General features: G+C 62.5%; 15 protein-coding genes. 11 read left to right on the top strand and 4 right to left on the bottom strand.

Annotation, left to right across the window (positions count from 1 at the left end; all coding sequences use genetic code 11):
- Nucleotides 1-163: 163 nt before the first annotated feature.
- On the top strand, nt 164-2,830 hold the full coding sequence (gene adhE, locus GGR30_RS11980) for a bifunctional acetaldehyde-CoA/alcohol dehydrogenase (RefSeq protein ID WP_183486539.1): 2,667 nt from the start codon (nt 164-166) through the stop codon (nt 2,828-2,830).
- 63 nt (nt 2,831-2,893) lie between these two features.
- On the opposite strand, the gene GGR30_RS11975 is transcribed toward adhE, so the two are convergent.
- Nucleotides 2,894-3,754 carry a C40 family peptidase gene (locus tag GGR30_RS11975; protein ID WP_183486702.1) on the bottom strand — a complete coding sequence of 287 codons (861 nt, stop codon included), beginning with the start codon at nt 3,752-3,754 and terminating at the stop codon, nt 2,894-2,896.
- A gap of 5 nt (nt 3,755-3,759) precedes the next feature.
- Nucleotides 3,760-5,145: a leucyl aminopeptidase family protein gene (locus tag GGR30_RS11970; protein WP_183486538.1), complete on the bottom strand. Its 1,386-nt coding sequence runs from the start codon at nt 5,143-5,145 to the stop codon at nt 3,760-3,762.
- Between the two features lie 129 nt (nt 5,146-5,274).
- Between GGR30_RS11970 and GGR30_RS11965 the strand changes: the two genes are divergently transcribed.
- Complete coding sequence (locus GGR30_RS11965; RefSeq protein WP_183486537.1) at nt 5,275-6,078, top strand: tetratricopeptide repeat protein; 804 nt, start codon at nt 5,275-5,277, stop codon at nt 6,076-6,078.
- A gap of 117 nt (nt 6,079-6,195) precedes the next feature.
- Here the strand turns inward: GGR30_RS11965 and GGR30_RS11960 are convergent, their stop codons facing one another.
- Nucleotides 6,196-6,762: a nuclear transport factor 2 family protein gene (locus GGR30_RS11960; RefSeq protein ID WP_183486536.1), complete on the bottom strand. Its 567-nt coding sequence runs from the start codon at nt 6,760-6,762 to the stop codon at nt 6,196-6,198.
- A 110-nt stretch (nt 6,763-6,872) separates the two neighbouring features.
- Between GGR30_RS11960 and GGR30_RS11955 the strand changes: the two genes are divergently transcribed.
- Nucleotides 6,873-7,325: a MarR family winged helix-turn-helix transcriptional regulator gene (locus GGR30_RS11955; protein WP_183486535.1), complete on the top strand. Its 453-nt coding sequence runs from the start codon at nt 6,873-6,875 to the stop codon at nt 7,323-7,325.
- Between the two features lie 63 nt (nt 7,326-7,388).
- Here GGR30_RS11955 and GGR30_RS11950 read toward each other — a convergent pair whose 3' ends face one another.
- A complete protein-coding gene (locus tag GGR30_RS11950; RefSeq protein ID WP_138747434.1) occupies nt 7,389-7,748 on the bottom strand; it encodes a hypothetical protein in 360 nt (119 codons plus the stop codon).
- Between the two features lie 619 nt (nt 7,749-8,367).
- On the opposite strand from GGR30_RS11950, the gene GGR30_RS11945 reads away from it, so the two are divergent.
- The 8 genes from GGR30_RS11945 (at nt 8,368) to GGR30_RS11910 (ending at nt 16,258) form a co-directional block, all read left to right on the top strand.
- The gene (locus GGR30_RS11945; RefSeq protein ID WP_246413792.1) at nt 8,368-9,426 is read left to right on the top strand and encodes a TRAP transporter substrate-binding protein; all 1,059 of its coding nucleotides are present in this window, start codon (nt 8,368-8,370) and stop codon (nt 9,424-9,426) included.
- The gene (locus GGR30_RS11940; RefSeq protein ID WP_183486534.1) at nt 9,426-9,941 is read left to right on the top strand and encodes a TRAP transporter small permease; all 516 of its coding nucleotides are present in this window, start codon (nt 9,426-9,428) and stop codon (nt 9,939-9,941) included. Before GGR30_RS11945 ends, GGR30_RS11940 begins: the two co-directional genes overlap by 1 nt.
- The gene (locus GGR30_RS11935; protein ID WP_183486533.1) at nt 9,938-11,227 is read left to right on the top strand and encodes a TRAP transporter large permease; all 1,290 of its coding nucleotides are present in this window, start codon (nt 9,938-9,940) and stop codon (nt 11,225-11,227) included. The genes GGR30_RS11940 and GGR30_RS11935 overlap by 4 nt, the downstream gene beginning before the upstream one ends.
- 150 nt (nt 11,228-11,377) lie before the next feature.
- Nucleotides 11,378-12,550: an amidase gene (locus tag GGR30_RS11930; RefSeq protein WP_183486532.1), complete on the top strand. Its 1,173-nt coding sequence runs from the start codon at nt 11,378-11,380 to the stop codon at nt 12,548-12,550.
- Nucleotides 12,540-13,688, top strand: a complete 1,149-nt coding sequence (locus GGR30_RS11925) for an acyl-CoA dehydrogenase family protein (protein WP_183486531.1) — start codon at nt 12,540-12,542, stop codon at nt 13,686-13,688. The genes GGR30_RS11930 and GGR30_RS11925 overlap by 11 nt, the downstream gene beginning before the upstream one ends.
- Before the next feature lie 46 nt (nt 13,689-13,734).
- Nucleotides 13,735-15,003 (top strand): aromatic ring-hydroxylating oxygenase subunit alpha, encoded by a 1,269-nt coding sequence (locus tag GGR30_RS11920; RefSeq protein WP_183486530.1) that lies wholly within the window; start codon nt 13,735-13,737, stop codon nt 15,001-15,003.
- Nucleotides 15,000-15,497 carry an aromatic-ring-hydroxylating dioxygenase subunit beta gene (locus GGR30_RS11915; protein ID WP_183486528.1) on the top strand — a complete coding sequence of 166 codons (498 nt, stop codon included), beginning with the start codon at nt 15,000-15,002 and terminating at the stop codon, nt 15,495-15,497. Before GGR30_RS11920 ends, GGR30_RS11915 begins: the two co-directional genes overlap by 4 nt.
- The gene (locus GGR30_RS11910; RefSeq protein WP_183486526.1) at nt 15,497-16,258 is read left to right on the top strand and encodes an SDR family NAD(P)-dependent oxidoreductase; all 762 of its coding nucleotides are present in this window, start codon (nt 15,497-15,499) and stop codon (nt 16,256-16,258) included. The genes GGR30_RS11915 and GGR30_RS11910 overlap by 1 nt, the downstream gene beginning before the upstream one ends.
- Nucleotides 16,259-16,267 lie beyond the last annotated feature (9 nt).

Below are 16,267 nucleotides of genomic sequence, written 5' to 3'. Positions count from 1 at the left end.
CTTCCGGATAGTTTTCTAAGCCCCGACCGGGTGTCATACCCGTGACGAAATGTGGCGCGAAACTCTTCCGCACGACCGCCGGGCCGCCCCCAAGACCGGCCCATCCCGTCCGCCAACCACAGCAACCGCCGGACATTCCGGCGAATAGCGCAGGAGTAGTCCCATGCCGGCCACCAGCACGACCGAACTTGACCAGCTTGTTGCCCGGACGAAGGCAGCGCAGCAGAAGTTTGCGACCTATACCCAGGAACAGGTCGACTTCATTTTCCGTTCCGCCGCCCTTGCCGCGGCAGATGCCCGCATTCCTCTTGCCCGTATGGCGCATGAGGAAACCGGAATGGGCGTCATGGAAGACAAGGTGGTCAAGAACCACTTCGCCTCGGAATACATCTACAACAAATACAAGGACGACAAGACCTGCGGCATCCTCTCGGAGGAACCGGAATACGGCATCTTCACGGTTGCCGAGCCTGTCGGCCTGATTTGCGCCATCGTCCCGACCACCAACCCGACCTCGACCGCCATCTTCAAGGCGCTGATCAGCCTGAAGACCCGCAACGGGGTCATCTTCTCGCCGCATCCGCGCGCCAAGCGCTCGACCTGCGAGGCTGCCCGCGTGGTGCTTGAAGCCGCCGTCAAGGCCGGCGCACCGAAGGACATCATCGGCTGGATCGATGAACCCTCGGTCGAGCTGTCGAACGCGCTGATGCACCATGAGGACATCAACCTCATCCTCGCCACCGGCGGCCCCGGCATGGTGAAGGCCGCCTATTCGTCGGGCAAGCCGGCAATCGGCGTCGGCGCCGGCAACACGCCTGCCGTCATCGACGAATATGCCGATATCAAGCGTGCGGTTGCCTCGATCCTGATGTCGAAGACCTTCGACAATGGCGTCATCTGCGCCTCGGAACAGTCGGTGATTGCCGTCGACAAGGTCTATGACAAGGTGCGCGAGCGCTTCATCAGCCATGGCGGTTATGTTCTGTCGGGCAATGAGGCCGGCGCCGTTCGTGATATCATCATGAACAAGAAGGGCACGCTGAACGCCGAGATCGTCGGCCAGTCGGCCGTCAAGATCGCGGCCATGGCCGGCATCGAGGTGCCGCCGCGCACCAAGGTTCTGATTGCCGAGGTCGAAAGCACGGGCGAGGAAGAAGTCTTTGCCCATGAAAAGCTGTCGCCGACGCTTGCCATGTACAAGGCCAAGAATTTTGACCATGCCGGCCGTATCGCTGCCGACCTGGTGGCCCTTGGCGGCATCGGCCACACCTCGGTGCTCTACACCGACCAGGACCTGCAGCCCGAACGCGTCACCGCCTTCGGCGAAAAGATGAAGACGGCCCGCGTCCTGATCAATACGCCTGCCTCGCAGGGCGGTATCGGCGACCTTTACAACTTCCGCCTGGCGCCGTCGCTGACGCTTGGCTGCGGTTCGTGGGGCGGCAACTCGATCTCGGAAAACGTTGGCCCGCAGCACCTGATCAACAAGAAAACGGTCGCCAAGAGGGCAGAAAACATGCTGTGGCACAAGCTTCCCCCGTCGATCTATTTCCGTCGCGGTTCGCTTCCCTTCGCTCTGGAAGAACTGAAGGGCCACAAGCGTTGCCTGATCGTCACCGACCGTTTCCTCTTCGAAAACGGCTATGTGAACGACACGGTTCGCGTGCTGAAGGGCCTTGGCATGGAAGTCGAAACCTTCTTCGACGTGCAGGCCGACCCGACGCTCGCCGTCGTGCGCAAGGGCTGGGAACTGGCCCGCTCGTTCGAGCCGGACATCATCCTGGCCCAGGGCGGCGGCTCGCCGATGGATGCGGCCAAGATCATGTGGGTGATGTACGAGCATCCGGACGTCGAGTTCGCCGATCTGGCGCTGCGCTTCATGGATATCCGCAAGCGCATCTATCACTTCCCCAAGCTCGGCATCAAAGCCAAGTTCGTCGCCGTGCCCACGACCTCGGGCACCGGTTCGGAAGTCACCCCGTTCGCCGTCGTGACCGACGAGAAGACCGGCGTGAAATATCCGATCGCCGACTACGAACTGACGCCGACCATGGCCATCGTCGATCCCGACCTCGTCATGAACATGCCGAAGTCGCTGACCGCCCATGGCGGCATCGATGCGGTGACCCATGCTCTGGAAGCCTATGTCTCGATCATGGCGAACGAGTATTCGGACGGTCAGGCGCTTCAGGCCCTGAAGCTGCTGAAGGAATATCTGCCCTCGGCCTACAAGAACGGCGCTGCCGATCCCAAGGCCCGCGAGCAGGTTCACAACGCCGCAACGATCGCCGGCATGGCCTTCGCCAACGCCTTCCTCGGCGTCTGCCACTCGATGGCGCACAAGATCGGCGCGCAGTTCCACCTGCCGCACGGCCTGTCGAATGCCCTGCTGCTGGCCAATGTGGTTCGCTACAACGCGGTCGACAACCCGACCAAGCAGGCAACCTTCAGCCAGTATGACCGGCCGAAGGCGCTGTGCCGCTATGCCGAGATTGCCCGCCACCTCGATCTTGGCGGCAAGACGGACGAACAGTCGGTCGAAAATCTGGTCAAGTGGATCGAAAGCCTGAACAAGGCCTGCGATATCCCGGAATCGATCCAGGCGGCCGGCGTCGGCGAAGCCGACTTCCTCGACCATCTCGATGAAGTCGCCGAAAAGGCCTTCGATGACCAGTGCACCGGCGCCAACCCGCGCTACCCGCTGATCTCGGAGATCCGCCAGGTCCTGCTCGACACCTATTATGGCCGCGCCTACGAAGAAGGCGTCGTCAACGAGCCGGCAGCAGCCGAAGACAAAGGTTCGGTCGTGCCGCTCAGCGCCCGCAAGTAATTGCTGGCATTGAACAGCATGAGAGAAAACGCCGCCTCACCAGTGCGGCGTTTTCGTTTCATACTATCCTGCCCGCTGTAGCCTCAGATAGGAAGTCGGGTTGCCATAGACCGGCGCGATGCGGGTGATCGCGTGGTCAAGGTTTTCACGCGTGACCCGCATGGTCGCGCCATTGGCATGGATGAGGGTCTTGGCATCTTCCATGATGCCGACATGGCCTTTCCAGAAGACGAGATCGCCGCGTTTCAGCGCCCGGCGCTTCACCGGCTCGCCCTCCATCAATTCCTGCATGTCGGAATCGCGCGGCACGGCTGCGCCCGCCATCATCATCGCCAATTGTACCAGCGCCGAGCAGTCGAGGCCGAAGCCCGACCGTCCGCCCCAGAGGTAGGGCGTTTCCAGAAAACGCAGCGCCGTCTTCACCGGATCGCGCTCGAAGGGACGGCCGAGGGGAAAGCAGTGATCGGCAAAAACCGCCGTGCCGTCCGAGCAAAGATAATAGCGGCTGCCGCGCGTTTCCGCCTCGTCGACGAAGGTCAGCCGGCAGCCCATGGAAAGCGCGCAGACCGGCCCGGCCTTGAGCTCGGCCTCGGGATAGAGGAAGGTTCGGGGGACCGAGATGACATGGGAGGCCTGGCGCTCGCCTTCGGCCACCATCGCCTCGGGCAGGTAGCCGACATAACCGTCAAAGCGCGATTGCACCCAGGCCCAGCCGGATCGGCGTTCGAAGATGTCGACGGTTTCGCCGAAAAGAAGCTGACTGTCGATGAAGGCGGCTTCCGAGGGCTTCGGCCGCAAGGGCGCGACGGGCGCGATGATCTGGGCCGGCGTCGGCACGGCGAAGCGATCCGCATGGACGATGCCGGAAAGCCGGGCATCGGCTAGATCGGGGCGGAAGGCATGCAGCCTTCGGTCGAGTTCCATCACCATCAGTTCGTCCGGATCGTTTCGAAGAGGGCGCGGATCGCCTGCGCCTCGCCGCCGGCAGGGCCGAAATCGCGATCGGCCGGGGCGTGCCCATAGATGTCGAAATGCGCCCACGTTCGCGCCCGACCGACAAAGCGCTTCAGGAAGAGCGCCGCGGTGATCGCGCCGGCCATGCCGCCAGCCGGGGCGTTGGTGAGGTCGGCGATCGCGGTTTTCAGCCTGGCGTCATAGCCGGCAAAAAGCGGCATGCGCCAGAGCGGGTCGGAAAGCCGTTCGCCGTTCGCGGAGAGCTTCTCGGCAAGCGCGTCGCTGTCGGTGAAGAACGGCGCGATATCGGGGCCGAGCGCCACGCGGGCAGCGCCCGTCAGCGTCGCCATGTCGATCAGCAGATCGGGGAGCTCCTCATCGGCATAGGTCAGCGCGTCGGCGAGGATGAGCCGTCCCTCCGCGTCGGTGTTGTCGATCTGCACCGTCAGCCCCTTGCGCGAGCGGTATATGTCACCCGGGCGGAAGGCATTGCCGGCGATCGCGTTCTCGACGCTCGGGACGATGACGCGCAGGTCGACGTCCAGGCCGGCATCCATGATCATCAGCGCGAGCGCCATGACATTGGCGGCTCCGCCCATATCCTTCTTCATCAGCCCCATGCCGGCCGCCGACTTTATGTCGAGGCCGCCCGTATCGAAACATACGCCCTTGCCGACAAGCGTGATGGTTCGCGCGCCCTTGCGGCCCCATCGCATTTCCATGAGCCTTGGCGCTTTCTCGCCGGCGCGTCCGACCGCATGAATCAGCGGGAAGCCGGCTTTCAGCAATTCGTCGCCGCGGATCGCGCCGAAGGTCGCGCCATAGTGACCGGCCAGGCTCTCGAAGACCTGCTCCAGATGGTCCGGCTGCATGTCGTTTGCCGGGGTGTTGATCAGGTCGCGGGCAAGGAAGATGGCGGCAACGGTCCGTTCGATTGCCGCTGCGTCGCAGCTGTCAGGAATGGCGAGACGGACCTGGGTGGCCGAAGAAGGCTTGAGATAGCGTTCGAAGCGATAGCCTCCGGCCGCAAAGCCGATCAGCGCCTGGGCCACATCGCCGTCGAAGCGCGCGAGCGCCCAGTCGCCGGCCGGAAGGAGCCGCGAAAGCCGCCCGGCGGCAAAAGGTGCGCCTTTCTGCCCGAGCCCGAACAACGCGCCGCCGATGCCTCCGTCGCCGGAGGGCGCGATGAGGAGTTCGCCTTCGCGCGCGGAAAAACCTGCCGCACGGGCAAACCGCCGGAAGCTATCCGGCAGCGCGTCCGGCTTGTCGATGTCGGATGGCGTTACCGCATAGAGCTGCTTCGTGTCGGAACCGGGTCCGCAAAAGCGGGAAGGGCGGTCGAAAATCTGGAAACTGGGCATCTGTCTTCGCTTGTCACTGTCGTCCCGCCTACTTTCGCGGGAAAAAACTTTCTGTAAAGTGGCAGAAAGCCTCGGAACTGATTCCTTACGCTGATCGGGGCGGCCAGAACAGACGGAGATTGCCTTAAAATGACCAATCGCACCGGGCTTTCGGGAAAGGCGGCGCTGGCGCTCGTCATCGCGGCAATTGCGGTTTCAGGCTGCGCCAGCGTGCGCAGGCCGATGACCACGGCGCAATATATGTCGGCCGAGGAGATTGCCAGCCTTTCCCCATCACAGCGACAGATGGCGCGCTATCGGCTTGAAACCGCCTATCTTTCAAGGCCCGGCAACGTCAAGTCGGGTATCGCCTGGTCCGAGTTTCTGAAGGCGGAGGGCCGTTACGGCGAGGCCAATCAGGTGATGCGAGAGGTTGCCGCCCGCAACCCCGATTCCGGCGATGCGTTGCTCCACTATGCCGAAACCCAGGCAGCGCTGGGCTATTACCCCGATGCGCTGCGCACGATTCGCAATGCCGAGAATGTTGCGCCGCGCGACTGGCGGACCTTCTCGCAGGAGGGACTGATTCTCGACCAGATGGGCAAGCCGATGGAGGCGCGCATGCGCTACCGTCAGGCGCTCACGCTGTCGCCGAAGAACCCGGAAGTGCTATCCAACATGGCGGTTTCCTACGTTCTCACCCATGATCTGACGACGGCGGAGAACTATCTGCGCGAGGCGATTGTCCAACGCGGCGCGAGCCCCGAGGTTCGCATCAACCTGGCTCTTGTCCTCGCGCTTCAGGGCAAGCAGCAGGAGGCCGAGCGCGTCGCCACTGCGGGCGTTTCGGCCGAAGAGGCGCAGCAGAATCTCGCCGCCCTTCAGGCCGCGACGGCGCCCGGAGGCGCCTGGGAACAGTTCGCCGTGAGTGCAGGCCAACAGTCCGCCATGTAACGGGGCGGTCATCCGCTGGAGCAATTCCGCCTTTCGTGGAAACCTGGATCTGTTCTATCTATCTGTTTTAAAGGTTTTTTTCGGATATAAAATGTTGCCACCTGACTGCGAAACGCTCTAGGGTCGCATCAACACCGAATGTCGCGGGTAGTCGCTGGCGAAATTGTCTCTGAGCGGAGTAATGAACACGTTTTCGGTGCGGGTCCGGCTGATCTTCCACGCGCCATCGATCCTGACGAAGGCGTTGTTCAGCCGGCTGGAGCGCAGGAGCGCCGTGCCGTCGGCATAGAGCCATGGCTGGCAGTGCACCCACTGGCCTTCGGCACAGTCGCCGTCCACATGGATCTGCTCCGATGTCAGATAGTGGACATTCAGCACCAGTTTCGGCTCGCGCTCCGGGCTCCAGAACTTTTCGAAATGGGCGCGGATTTCGGCCTTTCCGGTACAGCGGCCGAACTGGCCGTCATAATATTCACCGACGCCCTCCCAGATCGCATCTTCGGCGTAAAGCGCGAGGATGGCGTCGATGCGTTGGGCGTCGTTTGCGACGGCATAATCAGGGCAGGGCGTGTCGCACAGAAACATGTAGCGGGCCTGCAGCCGGCGGATTTCGGCCTCCGCCTCCAGCCTTTCGACGCGGGCCGTCAGCAGGGCCAGCCTGTCCGCATCCGTCGGGGTGTTCATCGTTGCTTTCCTGTCATTTCCGTTCATAAGCTGTTTGCCTTCTGCCACCGCTGCAATTATGCAGTGCGAACCTCCCGATCCGCAGCGCTCAACTGACTGAAGATAGCCAGATGGAAAACTCAGATAAGCCGACACTTCCATTCCAATCGAAGGCGGAATGGCCGTTTTACTGGATTACCCGTGTCAGCGCGCGCTACACGTTCGAAATGGACCGCCTGCTGAAGCAGCAGGGGCTCGATGTCTCGCGCTGGCGCGTCCTGTCCTCGTTGCGCGAGCATGGAAACCTCAGCGTTTCGGAGATCGCTGAATTCTGCATCCTCAAGCTCAACACGACGACCAAGATCGTCCAGCGCATGGCCGCCGAGGGTCTGGTCAAGACCCGCGTCTCCCCCAGCGATGCCCGGGTGACCGAGGTCAGCCTGACGGAAGCCGGGGCCGAGGCCGGGTTGAAGGCCGCGAAGACGGCAAGCCGCGTGTTTGAAAGAACCTTCACGGATATCAGCGAGGACGACCTTCGCCGCGTCAATCAGGTTCTTGAAGAGATTTTCGAGCGTCTTGCCTGAGTCGCGCGGCGCTCCAGCGGGCTTGTCAAATGACAAGCCGGCCGGAATGCTTCTGGCTTTTCGTCAAAGCGCGGGAATTTCCAGCGCGCGCCCCATCCGGGCCTCGATGCGCATGTAGCGCCACAACCGGTACTCGCCGACCTCGATCGTGCGGAACAGGTTGCAGGCGGCCTTGACGCTGTCGCGATCCGGGCAGTCGGCGAGGATATAGCAGGTCCACGGAAAGCCGTCCGGCGAAGTGCCGACCATGGTTTCGTCGTCATCCATCGTGCCGAGCACGGTGACGCCGGGAAGATCGGCGACGCCGCGCAGGAACGCCGAAAACCCCTTCCAGACCAGGCCGATATCGCTGAACGGCAGGTCGAAAAAGTTTTGATGCACTGCAATGCAGAACAACGTTCTCAGTGGCTTTTGTTCACTCATTTCAGTTCCCCATTTCTGTTGATCCGAACGGCCTTCGACCGTGGCGCGCGAAGGCCTGAGAGCCTCTTTCGAAAGCCCTTTCGAGGCTGCTCGCGACGTCGCTGATGGCCGGTTCGTCTGTGAAAGGTGGCTGAAAAAAGGTGAAAAATAAAGTGAAAAATATCATAAATTTGAGACGAAAGCCGGAATGCTTGCATTGGCAGAGTTGACAACCTACAATTTTACGGTAATTTTCATCTAAATCAAAAACACGGGAACAGCATCGCAACAGCAGAAGGAATTGCCTCCCGGCGTGAGAGACGTCACTTCCAGACATTGAGCGACAGGGCCGGATGACGGCACCGGAGCGGACGCAGGCGCCGCTTGCGGATAAGGATGGCTTGCGTCTTCGCAGATGCGAACAAGTGAGCCTTGTCCGGCAATGCGCGCTGACTTCGGCCGCTCTTGCCGAAAGACGTCCGCAACAGACAGTCGCAGATGAAAGATCCGGAGACCTGATCCGGCCTCACCGACCACAGCATTGCTGGGGCGGGACGGTGAAGCTGTGCCCGAATGAGAGCGGATGAACCAGGTTTCGCTCTTGAAATGCGTCCGGTTCGCCGGGCGGACGAAGAAATAAATGACGATCGTGACAACGAGAAGGGGAATGATGGTGAAAACGCTTTTGAAATTCTGTCGTGGGGCCGTGGTCGCGGCCGTGGCGCTGGCCGGGTCCTCAGCCCTTGCCGCCGAGACGCTGACCATGTCGGTCTGGCTGCCGCCGGCGCATCCGCTGGTCAGCGACGTGCTGATGCCGATGGTCAAGGAGATCGAAACCGCCACGGACGGCGATGTCACGGTCAAGGTTCTGCCGGCGCCGCTCGGGCCGCCCGGCGCGCATTATGACCTTGCCGCAAACGGCGTTGCCGACATCGTCATGGGCGTCCAGAACTATACTGCAGGCCGGTTCCGCACCTCCGAACTTGCCGAGATGCCGTTTCTCGGCGATGACACGGTGGCCCGTTCGCTGGCCTATTGGAAGGTCTTCAACGATACGCTGAGCAAGGCGAACGAGTATGACCGGGTCAAGGTTCTGGCCGTCTTCACCCACGGTCCGGGCGAAGCCTTCTCCAAGGAAAAGCCGCTGACGGCGAGCGACGCTTTCGACGGCATGAAGATCCGCGTCGGCGGCGGCATGGCGCATGATGTCGCCGTCGCGGTTGGCGGGGTTCCGATCGAGGGTCCGGCCTCCAAGGCCTACGAACTCCTGTCCCAGGGCGTTGCCGACGGCCTGTTCTTCCCGTTTGAATCGGTCGAGTCCTTCGGTCTCATGCCGCTGATGCACAAGGGCATGACCGTTCCCGGCGGCCTTTACAGCACCTCGATGTTCATCGTCATGAACAAGGCAAAGTGGGATCGTCTTTCGCCTAAGGATCAGGCCGCGATCGAAAGCGTCACCGGTGAGCACCTGGTCACGCGCGCCGGCGAGATGTGGGAGCGCGTCGACGATCAGGCCCGCGAGGCGATGAAGGGCAAGATCGACGTCAGCGCGGCAACGCCCGAGCAGATGGAGTTCCTCCATTCCCGGCTTGATCCGCTGATCGAGAAGAAGCTCGCCGATATTTCTGAGGCGACCGGCATTGACGCCAAGGCGGCCTATGCCGAGATGCAGGCCGAGATCGCAGCAGCGGCCAAATAATGAACCGGGCCGTCGAAAGTCATGGAAAACCGGGCGCGCGCCAATACGCGCGCCTCTCGCTGGCGGTCGTCTGCGCGCTGCTACTGGTCACGATCATGATGATTACCGTTGTCGACGTGATCGGCCGCTACGTTCTGAATGCGCCGCTGATGGGCGCGACGGAACTGACGGAACTGTTGCTGTGCGCCGTCATCTTCCTGGGTCTGCCCGCAGTCTGTCTGGATGACGCCCATATCCGCGTCGACATCCTGCTCTCCCGCGTGCCGCCTGCGTTGGAGCCGCTGCGCAAGATCGCCGTAAGCCTGGTCTCCGCGATTGTGCTCGGGCTCATCGCCTGGCGGCTGTGGGGTCATGCCGGCAATCTGGCAGGCTATGCCCAGAGCACCAATACCCTGAAGATCCCGGTTGCCCCGCTTGCCTATCTGACCTCAGTCGCCGTCGCGGTCTCCGCCGTGATCACAGTCGTCAACGGCATTACCGGCGGCGATGACAAGACCGGAGAGGCGGGATTATGATAAGCTGGCCTGTTGGCGTCTTCATCCTACTCGTGATGCTGCTTTCGGGGCTGCCGATCGCCTTCTCGCTGACGCTGGTCGGCTTTGTCGGAACCCTCTCGATCATCGGCTGGCAGCCGGCATTGTCGCTGCTTGGCCAGACCTTCTTTGATAATTCGCTGAGCTATTCGCTTTCGATCGTGCCGCTGTTCCTGATGATGGGCAATTTCGTGGTGCTGTCCGGCGTGGCCCAGGAAATGTACGAGGCTGCCCATGCCTGGATGCGGCATCGTCGCGGCGGGCTTGCGATCGCCACCGTTGTGGCGAGCGGCGGCTTCTCCTCCGTCTGCGGTTCCTCGCTGGCAACCGCTGCCACCATGGCGAAAATCTCCATGCCGTCGATGCGCCGCTTCGGCTATCCTGATGCGCTGTCGACCGCATCGATCGCCGCCGGCGGCACGCTCGGCATCCTGATCCCGCCGTCGATCATCCTGGTGCTCTATGGCATCATGACGCAGAGCGATATCGGCAAATTGTTCCTTGCGGGGATCGTGCCCGGCATTATCGGCATCATCGGCTACTGTCTTGCGGTGGTGCTGTCGCTGATGATCTCGGGCCAGAAGCTTCCCGTGATGGATCGTCTGCCGCTTGCAAAACGGTTTGCGGCGATGAAGGGCACGTTCGGCGCGGGCGCGCTGTTCATCTTCGTCATGGGCGGTATCTATTTCGGCGTCTTCACCCCGACCGAAAGCGCGGCCATGGGGGCCTTTGGCGCCTTTCTTCTGGTCCTGGCCAAACGGCGGTTCTCCGTCCAGTCCGTGCTGATGTCGCTGTTTGAAAGCGCGAAGACCAGCGCGATGATGTTCTTCATCCTGTTCGGTGCGCTGACCTTCACCAATTACGTCAATCTCTCGGGTATGTCGGCCGATATCCAGTCGCTGCTGACGGTCTTCGGCGATTCGAGAATCAGCATCCTGCTGGTGATCATGGCGATCTATCTGGTGCTTGGCTGCCTGCTGGAAGGCATGGCGATGATCACGCTGACCGTGCCGATGTTCTATCCCGTCGTCGCGGCCAACGGGATCGATCTGATCTGGTTCGGCATCTTCGTCGTCGTCGTCACCGAGATCAGCTACATCACGCCGCCGGTCGGGCTGAATGCCTTTGTGCTCCGGGCCGTGGTGCGCGACGTCAATCTGGCGACGATCTTCCGCGGGCTGGGTCCGTTTCTGCTGATGGATGTCATCAGGGTGCTGCTGCTCATCGCCTTTCCCGCGCTCGTTCTGCTGGTGCCTTACTCGATGTAGGGCGTGAGCTACCGGGAAGTCTGCCCAGGAAAAAAACGAAAGCAACGGGTTCATTCTTGACTTATGTGAAAAATAACGGTAATATTACTGTAATAGCGAACGACAAGAAAAAGCCGAAGGCCCGGTTCGCGACAAGGGAACAGGAATAAGATGCATTCAGCTCAACCGGCCGATGCCGCGTTGTCGCGCCCTCTCTCTATGGGCGGCGATGGCCCGCAGGTGGCGATCAAGGAATGCCTGGCGATCAAGGGGATCGTTACCCGCTGCGGGTCGCGCGCCCTTGCGGAAGGCCCCGTCGCAGATGAGAACGCCGCCGTGGTCGGTGCCCTTCTCGCCAGGGGCTGCCACATCATCGGCACGGCAAACATGCACGAGCTGGCCTTCGGCGTCACCGGCGTCAACGCCTTTCTCGGCACCCCTATCAACGCCAAATGGCCGGACAGGATCCCCGGGGGGTCGTCTTCGGGCTCGGCGGCTCTGATGGCGGCCGGGCGCTGCGACTTCGCGGTGGGCACGGATACGGGCGGCTCGGTGCGCATGCCGGCCTGCTGTTGCGGCGTTTTCGGCATGAAGCCGACCTATGGCCGCATCTCCCGCGCCGGCGCCATTCCGGCGGAAAGTTCGCTGGATTGCATTGGTCCCTTTGCCGCCACGACCGAAATGCTGACAAAGGCCATGAGTCTGATGGACCCGGGTTTTGTCGCGTGTCCGCCCGCCACCGAATTCCGCCTTGGTCGGGTCGTGGTTTCCGCCGAAGCGGAGATCGTCGCGGCCTTCGACAAGGCGCTTGCCTGTGTCCGCGCTGCGGAAATCACGCTTGAGTATTTCGAAGCGGCCTACGAGGCCGGCCTTGTCATCATCAATGCCGAGGCGGCGGACGCCTTTGCCGCGCTCGCACATGAAGACAACGGCATGGACGAAACGGTGCGCGCGCGCATTCTTGCCGCGGAGGCCGGCCGGTTGGGTGCCGACATCAGCCGCGCGGAAGAGATCCGCCGAATGTTCCGGAGCGAGGTCGACCGCGCACTGGAAGACTGCGACGCCCTGGTTCTGCCGACCATGCCTGTCGTGCCGCCGCTTCTCGCCGATGCCGGCGACATGCGGGCGCTCATTCCGCTGACCGCGCTGGTGCGGCCCTTCAACCTGAGCGGCCACCCGGCGATCACCATTCCCATTCTCACGGAAGACGGCCTGCCTGCGGGCATCCAGCTTGTTGGCCGGATCGGCGGGGATGAGGCGCTCTGCGCCATCGCCGAGGGCCTAGCAGCCACAATCGACATCAATCCCGAAGCATTTGCCGGAGACAAACGCAATGGACACTAGAAGCCAGGTCGCCGCCGCGCCTGCGGTGACCCTCACATCGGTTCTCGAGGAGATCAGGGAGCGGCGCGCCGAATTCGAGAAGCTCACCTATGTGCCGCTCGACATGGTCGAGAAGCTGCAGGCTGTCGGCGCCTATCGCGCTTTCGTGCCGAAATCGCTCGGCGGCGATGAAGTCACGCCGGCCGCCTTTCTCGAACTGATCGAGACGCTCTCGACCGCCGATGCCTCGACCGGCTGGGTGGCAAGCTTCGGCGTGTCGTCGACCTATCTTGCGGCGCTTCCGCCGGAAACCTTCGCGGCGATCTATGGCAAGGATCCCGATACCGTCTTTGCCGGCGCGATCTTTCCGCCGCAGCCGGCCGAACGCGTGGCGGGCGGATTTTCCGTCAAGGGCCGCTGGCCCTACTGTTCCGGCTGCATGGGTGCGTCCCTGATCGGCGCCGGCATCAAGGTCGACGACAAGGGGACGGGCGGCCTGCCGCGCATGGCGGTGATGAAGCGCGAGGACGTTTCGATCAAGCATAGCTGGGATACGCTCGGCCTGACGGCGACCGGCAGCCATGACATCGTCACCGAGGACGTGATCGTGCCGGAGGAATGGACCTTCGTGCGCGGTTCGCCCGCCAAGCGCGACGAACCGGCCTTCCGCTATCCGCCCATGGCGCTCGCCGCGCAAGTTCTGGCCGTTGTCGGCCTCGGCACGGCGCGCGAGGCGCTCGACTGGATCCGCGCCGAGGCGCTCGAAACACCCTCGATCACAGGCGCGCCGACGCTTGGCGCCCGCGCCTATATCCAGGCCGAATATGGCAAGGCGGAAGCACGGCTGAAAAGCGCGCGCGCCTATTTCTACGAAGCGACCGAGAAGGCCTGGGAGAGTGTGGTCAGCGGCGATGCCGTCGATAAGGCGGGCGTGATCGAACTGCGCATGGCGGCAAGCCATGCCGCAAGCGAAGGGGCTGCCGTCGCGCATATGGCCTTCCGCATGGCCGGCACGCGGGCGCTGGCCCGCGGTCACGTTCTCGGCCGTTGCCTGATCGATGCCAATGCCGTTGCCCAGCACGCCTTTCTCGGCCTTGGAACATGGACATCGGCGGGCGCTGCGATGTTCGAGCAACAGACCCCGCCCGGTTATCCGTGAGCGTCGCCCCGCCCGCCGGAAGCCTTTTGTAACAGGAGACAGAAAGATGGATGTCGCAGTAGAAAAGACCAAGACCGCCTATGCCGATCTTGTGCGCGACGATCGCGTCGCAACGCAGATGTACACCGACCCCGACCTCTTCGAGGTCGAGATGGACGAGATTTTCGGCAAGACCTGGGTGTGGGTCGGCCATACCTCGGAAGTGCCGGAAAAGGGCAGTTTCAAGCGCTCATGGGTCGGCCGTCAGCCCGTCATCATCTCGCGCGACCGGAAGAACGAGATTCATGTCCTGATCAACCGCTGCCGCCACCGCGCCGCTACCGTGTGCGAGCACAACAAGGGCAAGACCAGTTCCTTCCAGTGCCCCTATCACGGCTGGGGTTATGCGCTCGACGGCTCGCTGCGCGGCCTGCCCTATGCCGAGGGCTATCACGAGAGCTTCGACAAGAAGGAATTCGGCCTGCCGAAGCTCAAGGTCGGCATCTATAACGGCATGATCTTCGCCTCGCTCAATGACGAGGTCGAGCCGATCGAGGACTTCCTCGGCAATGCCAAACCGTGGATCGACCTGTTCATGAAGCAGGGCGGCGGCTTTCCGGTAAAGGTTCTGGGCGAGCACCAGTTCTCGTTTCCCGGCAACTGGAAGATCCAGCTCGAAAACACCACCGACGCCTATCACTTCCCGGTGGTGCACAAGCCCTTCCTGCAGTCGCTCGATTCCGAGACGGAGGATCTGTTCTCCTTCCTCGATGGCGATGGTTTTGTGGAAGACCTCGGCAATGGCCATTCGGTGATGGTGATGATGCCGTCGCTGATCGATCTCGACGAGGACAATGGCTGGGAAATCCCCGCCCGCTTCGCCGAGCTCGCCGAAAGCCTGCGTGAGCGCTACAGCGAGGAGCAGGTGCGCCGCATCGTCAAGGCGGTCGGCGGCACGGGCTTCAACCTCAACCTTTTCCCCAATGCGGCCTGCTCGCTTTCCTTCTTCCGTATCATGCGGCCGGTCTCCGTCGACGAGACCCATATCCGCCACATCGCCATCGGCATGGATGGCGGGCCGGAGGAGGCCAACCGCATGCGCCTTCGCTTGCATGAGCATTTCCAGGGGCCGATGGGTTTCGGCAGCCCGGATGATGCCGAGGTCTGGGAACGCGTCCAGCGCGGAACCGCCGGCGGTCCCGAACTCGACATCATGGTCAACCGCGACAAGGGGCTGGAAAAGGACGGGCCGAACGGCCTGCCGCGCGGGACCGTGAGCTCCGAGACCGGCATGCGCGCCGCCTACAACATGTGGAAAAGGATGATGAGCCGATGAGCGATACGATGACCACCGAAACCGGGATCACGCTTGCCGAAGCGCAGCAGTTCATCTGGCTTGAGGCCGATATTCTCGACCGCGCCGACTACGAGGCCTGGCTGAAGCTCTGGACCGAGGATGGCCACTACGTCATCCCGGTCGAGCATGACACGACGAATTTCCGCGACAATCTCAACATCGTCTTCGATGATGCCAAGATGCGGAAAATGCGCGTCGAGCGGCTGCAGGGCGGCTTCGCCATTTCGGCCACGCCTGCCGCGCGCACGGTGCGGCTTTCGTCGCGCTTCGTCGTCACCGAGGCATTGCCGGGCTCGCTGAAGGTGCGCTCCGCCATGCATCTGACCGAGGACAAGTTCGGTCGTCAGCGCACGTTTCTCGCCGATGTCGAGCATCACCTCGTGCGCCGCGACGGCCAGTTGCTGATCCACGACAAGGTCGTTCGCCTGATCAATTCCGAGGGAGTGCTGACGTCGATCAGCTATCTGTTCTGATGCCGGCGCCGCTTCCGATCGAGACCCAGACCGCCGTCGTCACCGGTGCCGCCCGCGGCGTCGGCGCCGCCATTGCCCGCGCGCTGCATGCGTCCGGCTACCGGGTGATCCTCGCCGACATCGACGAAAAGGCCTGCGATGCGCTGGCCGAGGAACTGGACCTTGCCTCCGAAACGGCTCTGACGGCCAAGCTCGACATCGCGCGGCCGGAGGATTTCGAGCATGTCCTGGAAAAATGCGTTGCCCGCTGGGGCAGCGTCGAGGTTCTGGTCAACAATGCCGCCGTGACCCGTGCCGAGCCGGTACTCGATATCGACACCGAAACCTTCAACGCGATCATGGCCGTCAATGCCGGCGGCACCTTCACCGGATGCAAGATCTTTGGCCGGCATTTCAAGGAACGCGGCTATGGCCGGATCGTCAACATGGCCTCGCTTGCGGGCCAGAACGGCGGCACGGCGACGGGCGCGCATTATGCCGCCTCCAAGGGCGCGATCCTGACGCTGACCAAGGTGTTTGCCCGTGATCTCGCCCCCTTCGGCGTCACAGTCAACGCGATTTCGCCCGGGCCGATGGATACGCCGATGGTGCGCGATATCGTGCCGGAGGCAGCGTTTGCCGGGTTCCTGAAGAACATTCCCGTCGGCAAGCTTGGCGATGCGGAGTTTATCGGCGAGATGGCCGCCTTCCTGGCCTCGCCGAAGGCCTTCTTCGTCAACGGCGCCTGCTGGGACGTCAATGGCGGGCTCTATGTCCGCTGACAAGGATTG

It is taken from the genome of Martelella radicis (assembly GCF_014196625.1).
Classification (GTDB): domain Bacteria; phylum Pseudomonadota; class Alphaproteobacteria; order Rhizobiales; family Rhizobiaceae; genus Martelella; species Martelella radicis.
Note: the sequence above shows the minus strand (reverse complement) of the source record. Positions and strands in the feature narration are given on the sequence as shown.

What these genes read in the sequence shown, in the direction of transcription:
- GGR30_RS11945 (WP_246413792.1), top strand. Translation starts at nt 8,368, where the DNA reads ATGACGATCGTGACAACGAGAAGGGGAATGATGGTGAAAACGCTTTTG.
- GGR30_RS11935 (WP_183486533.1), top strand. Translation starts at nt 9,938, where the DNA reads ATGATAAGCTGGCCTGTTGGCGTCTTCATCCTACTCGTGATGCTGCTT.
- GGR30_RS11950 (WP_138747434.1), bottom strand. Translation starts at nt 7,748, where the DNA reads ATGAGTGAACAAAAGCCACTGAGAACGTTGTTCTGCATTGCAGTGCAT.
- GGR30_RS11960 (WP_183486536.1), bottom strand. Translation starts at nt 6,762, where the DNA reads ATGAACACCCCGACGGATGCGGACAGGCTGGCCCTGCTGACGGCCCGC.
- GGR30_RS11915 (WP_183486528.1), top strand. Translation starts at nt 15,000, where the DNA reads ATGAGCGATACGATGACCACCGAAACCGGGATCACGCTTGCCGAAGCG.
- GGR30_RS11925 (WP_183486531.1), top strand. Translation starts at nt 12,540, where the DNA reads ATGGACACTAGAAGCCAGGTCGCCGCCGCGCCTGCGGTGACCCTCACA.
- GGR30_RS11970 (WP_183486538.1), bottom strand. Translation starts at nt 5,145, where the DNA reads ATGCCCAGTTTCCAGATTTTCGACCGCCCTTCCCGCTTTTGCGGACCC.
- GGR30_RS11940 (WP_183486534.1), top strand. Translation starts at nt 9,426, where the DNA reads ATGAACCGGGCCGTCGAAAGTCATGGAAAACCGGGCGCGCGCCAATAC.
- GGR30_RS11955 (WP_183486535.1), top strand. Translation starts at nt 6,873, where the DNA reads ATGGAAAACTCAGATAAGCCGACACTTCCATTCCAATCGAAGGCGGAA.
- GGR30_RS11910 (WP_183486526.1), top strand. Translation starts at nt 15,497, where the DNA reads ATGCCGGCGCCGCTTCCGATCGAGACCCAGACCGCCGTCGTCACCGGT.
- GGR30_RS11930 (WP_183486532.1), top strand. Translation starts at nt 11,378, where the DNA reads ATGCATTCAGCTCAACCGGCCGATGCCGCGTTGTCGCGCCCTCTCTCT.
- GGR30_RS11975 (WP_183486702.1), bottom strand. Translation starts at nt 3,754, where the DNA reads ATGGAACTCGACCGAAGGCTGCATGCCTTCCGCCCCGATCTAGCCGAT.
- GGR30_RS11965 (WP_183486537.1), top strand. Translation starts at nt 5,275, where the DNA reads ATGACCAATCGCACCGGGCTTTCGGGAAAGGCGGCGCTGGCGCTCGTC.
- GGR30_RS11920 (WP_183486530.1), top strand. Translation starts at nt 13,735, where the DNA reads ATGGATGTCGCAGTAGAAAAGACCAAGACCGCCTATGCCGATCTTGTG.
- adhE (WP_183486539.1), top strand. Translation starts at nt 164, where the DNA reads ATGCCGGCCACCAGCACGACCGAACTTGACCAGCTTGTTGCCCGGACG.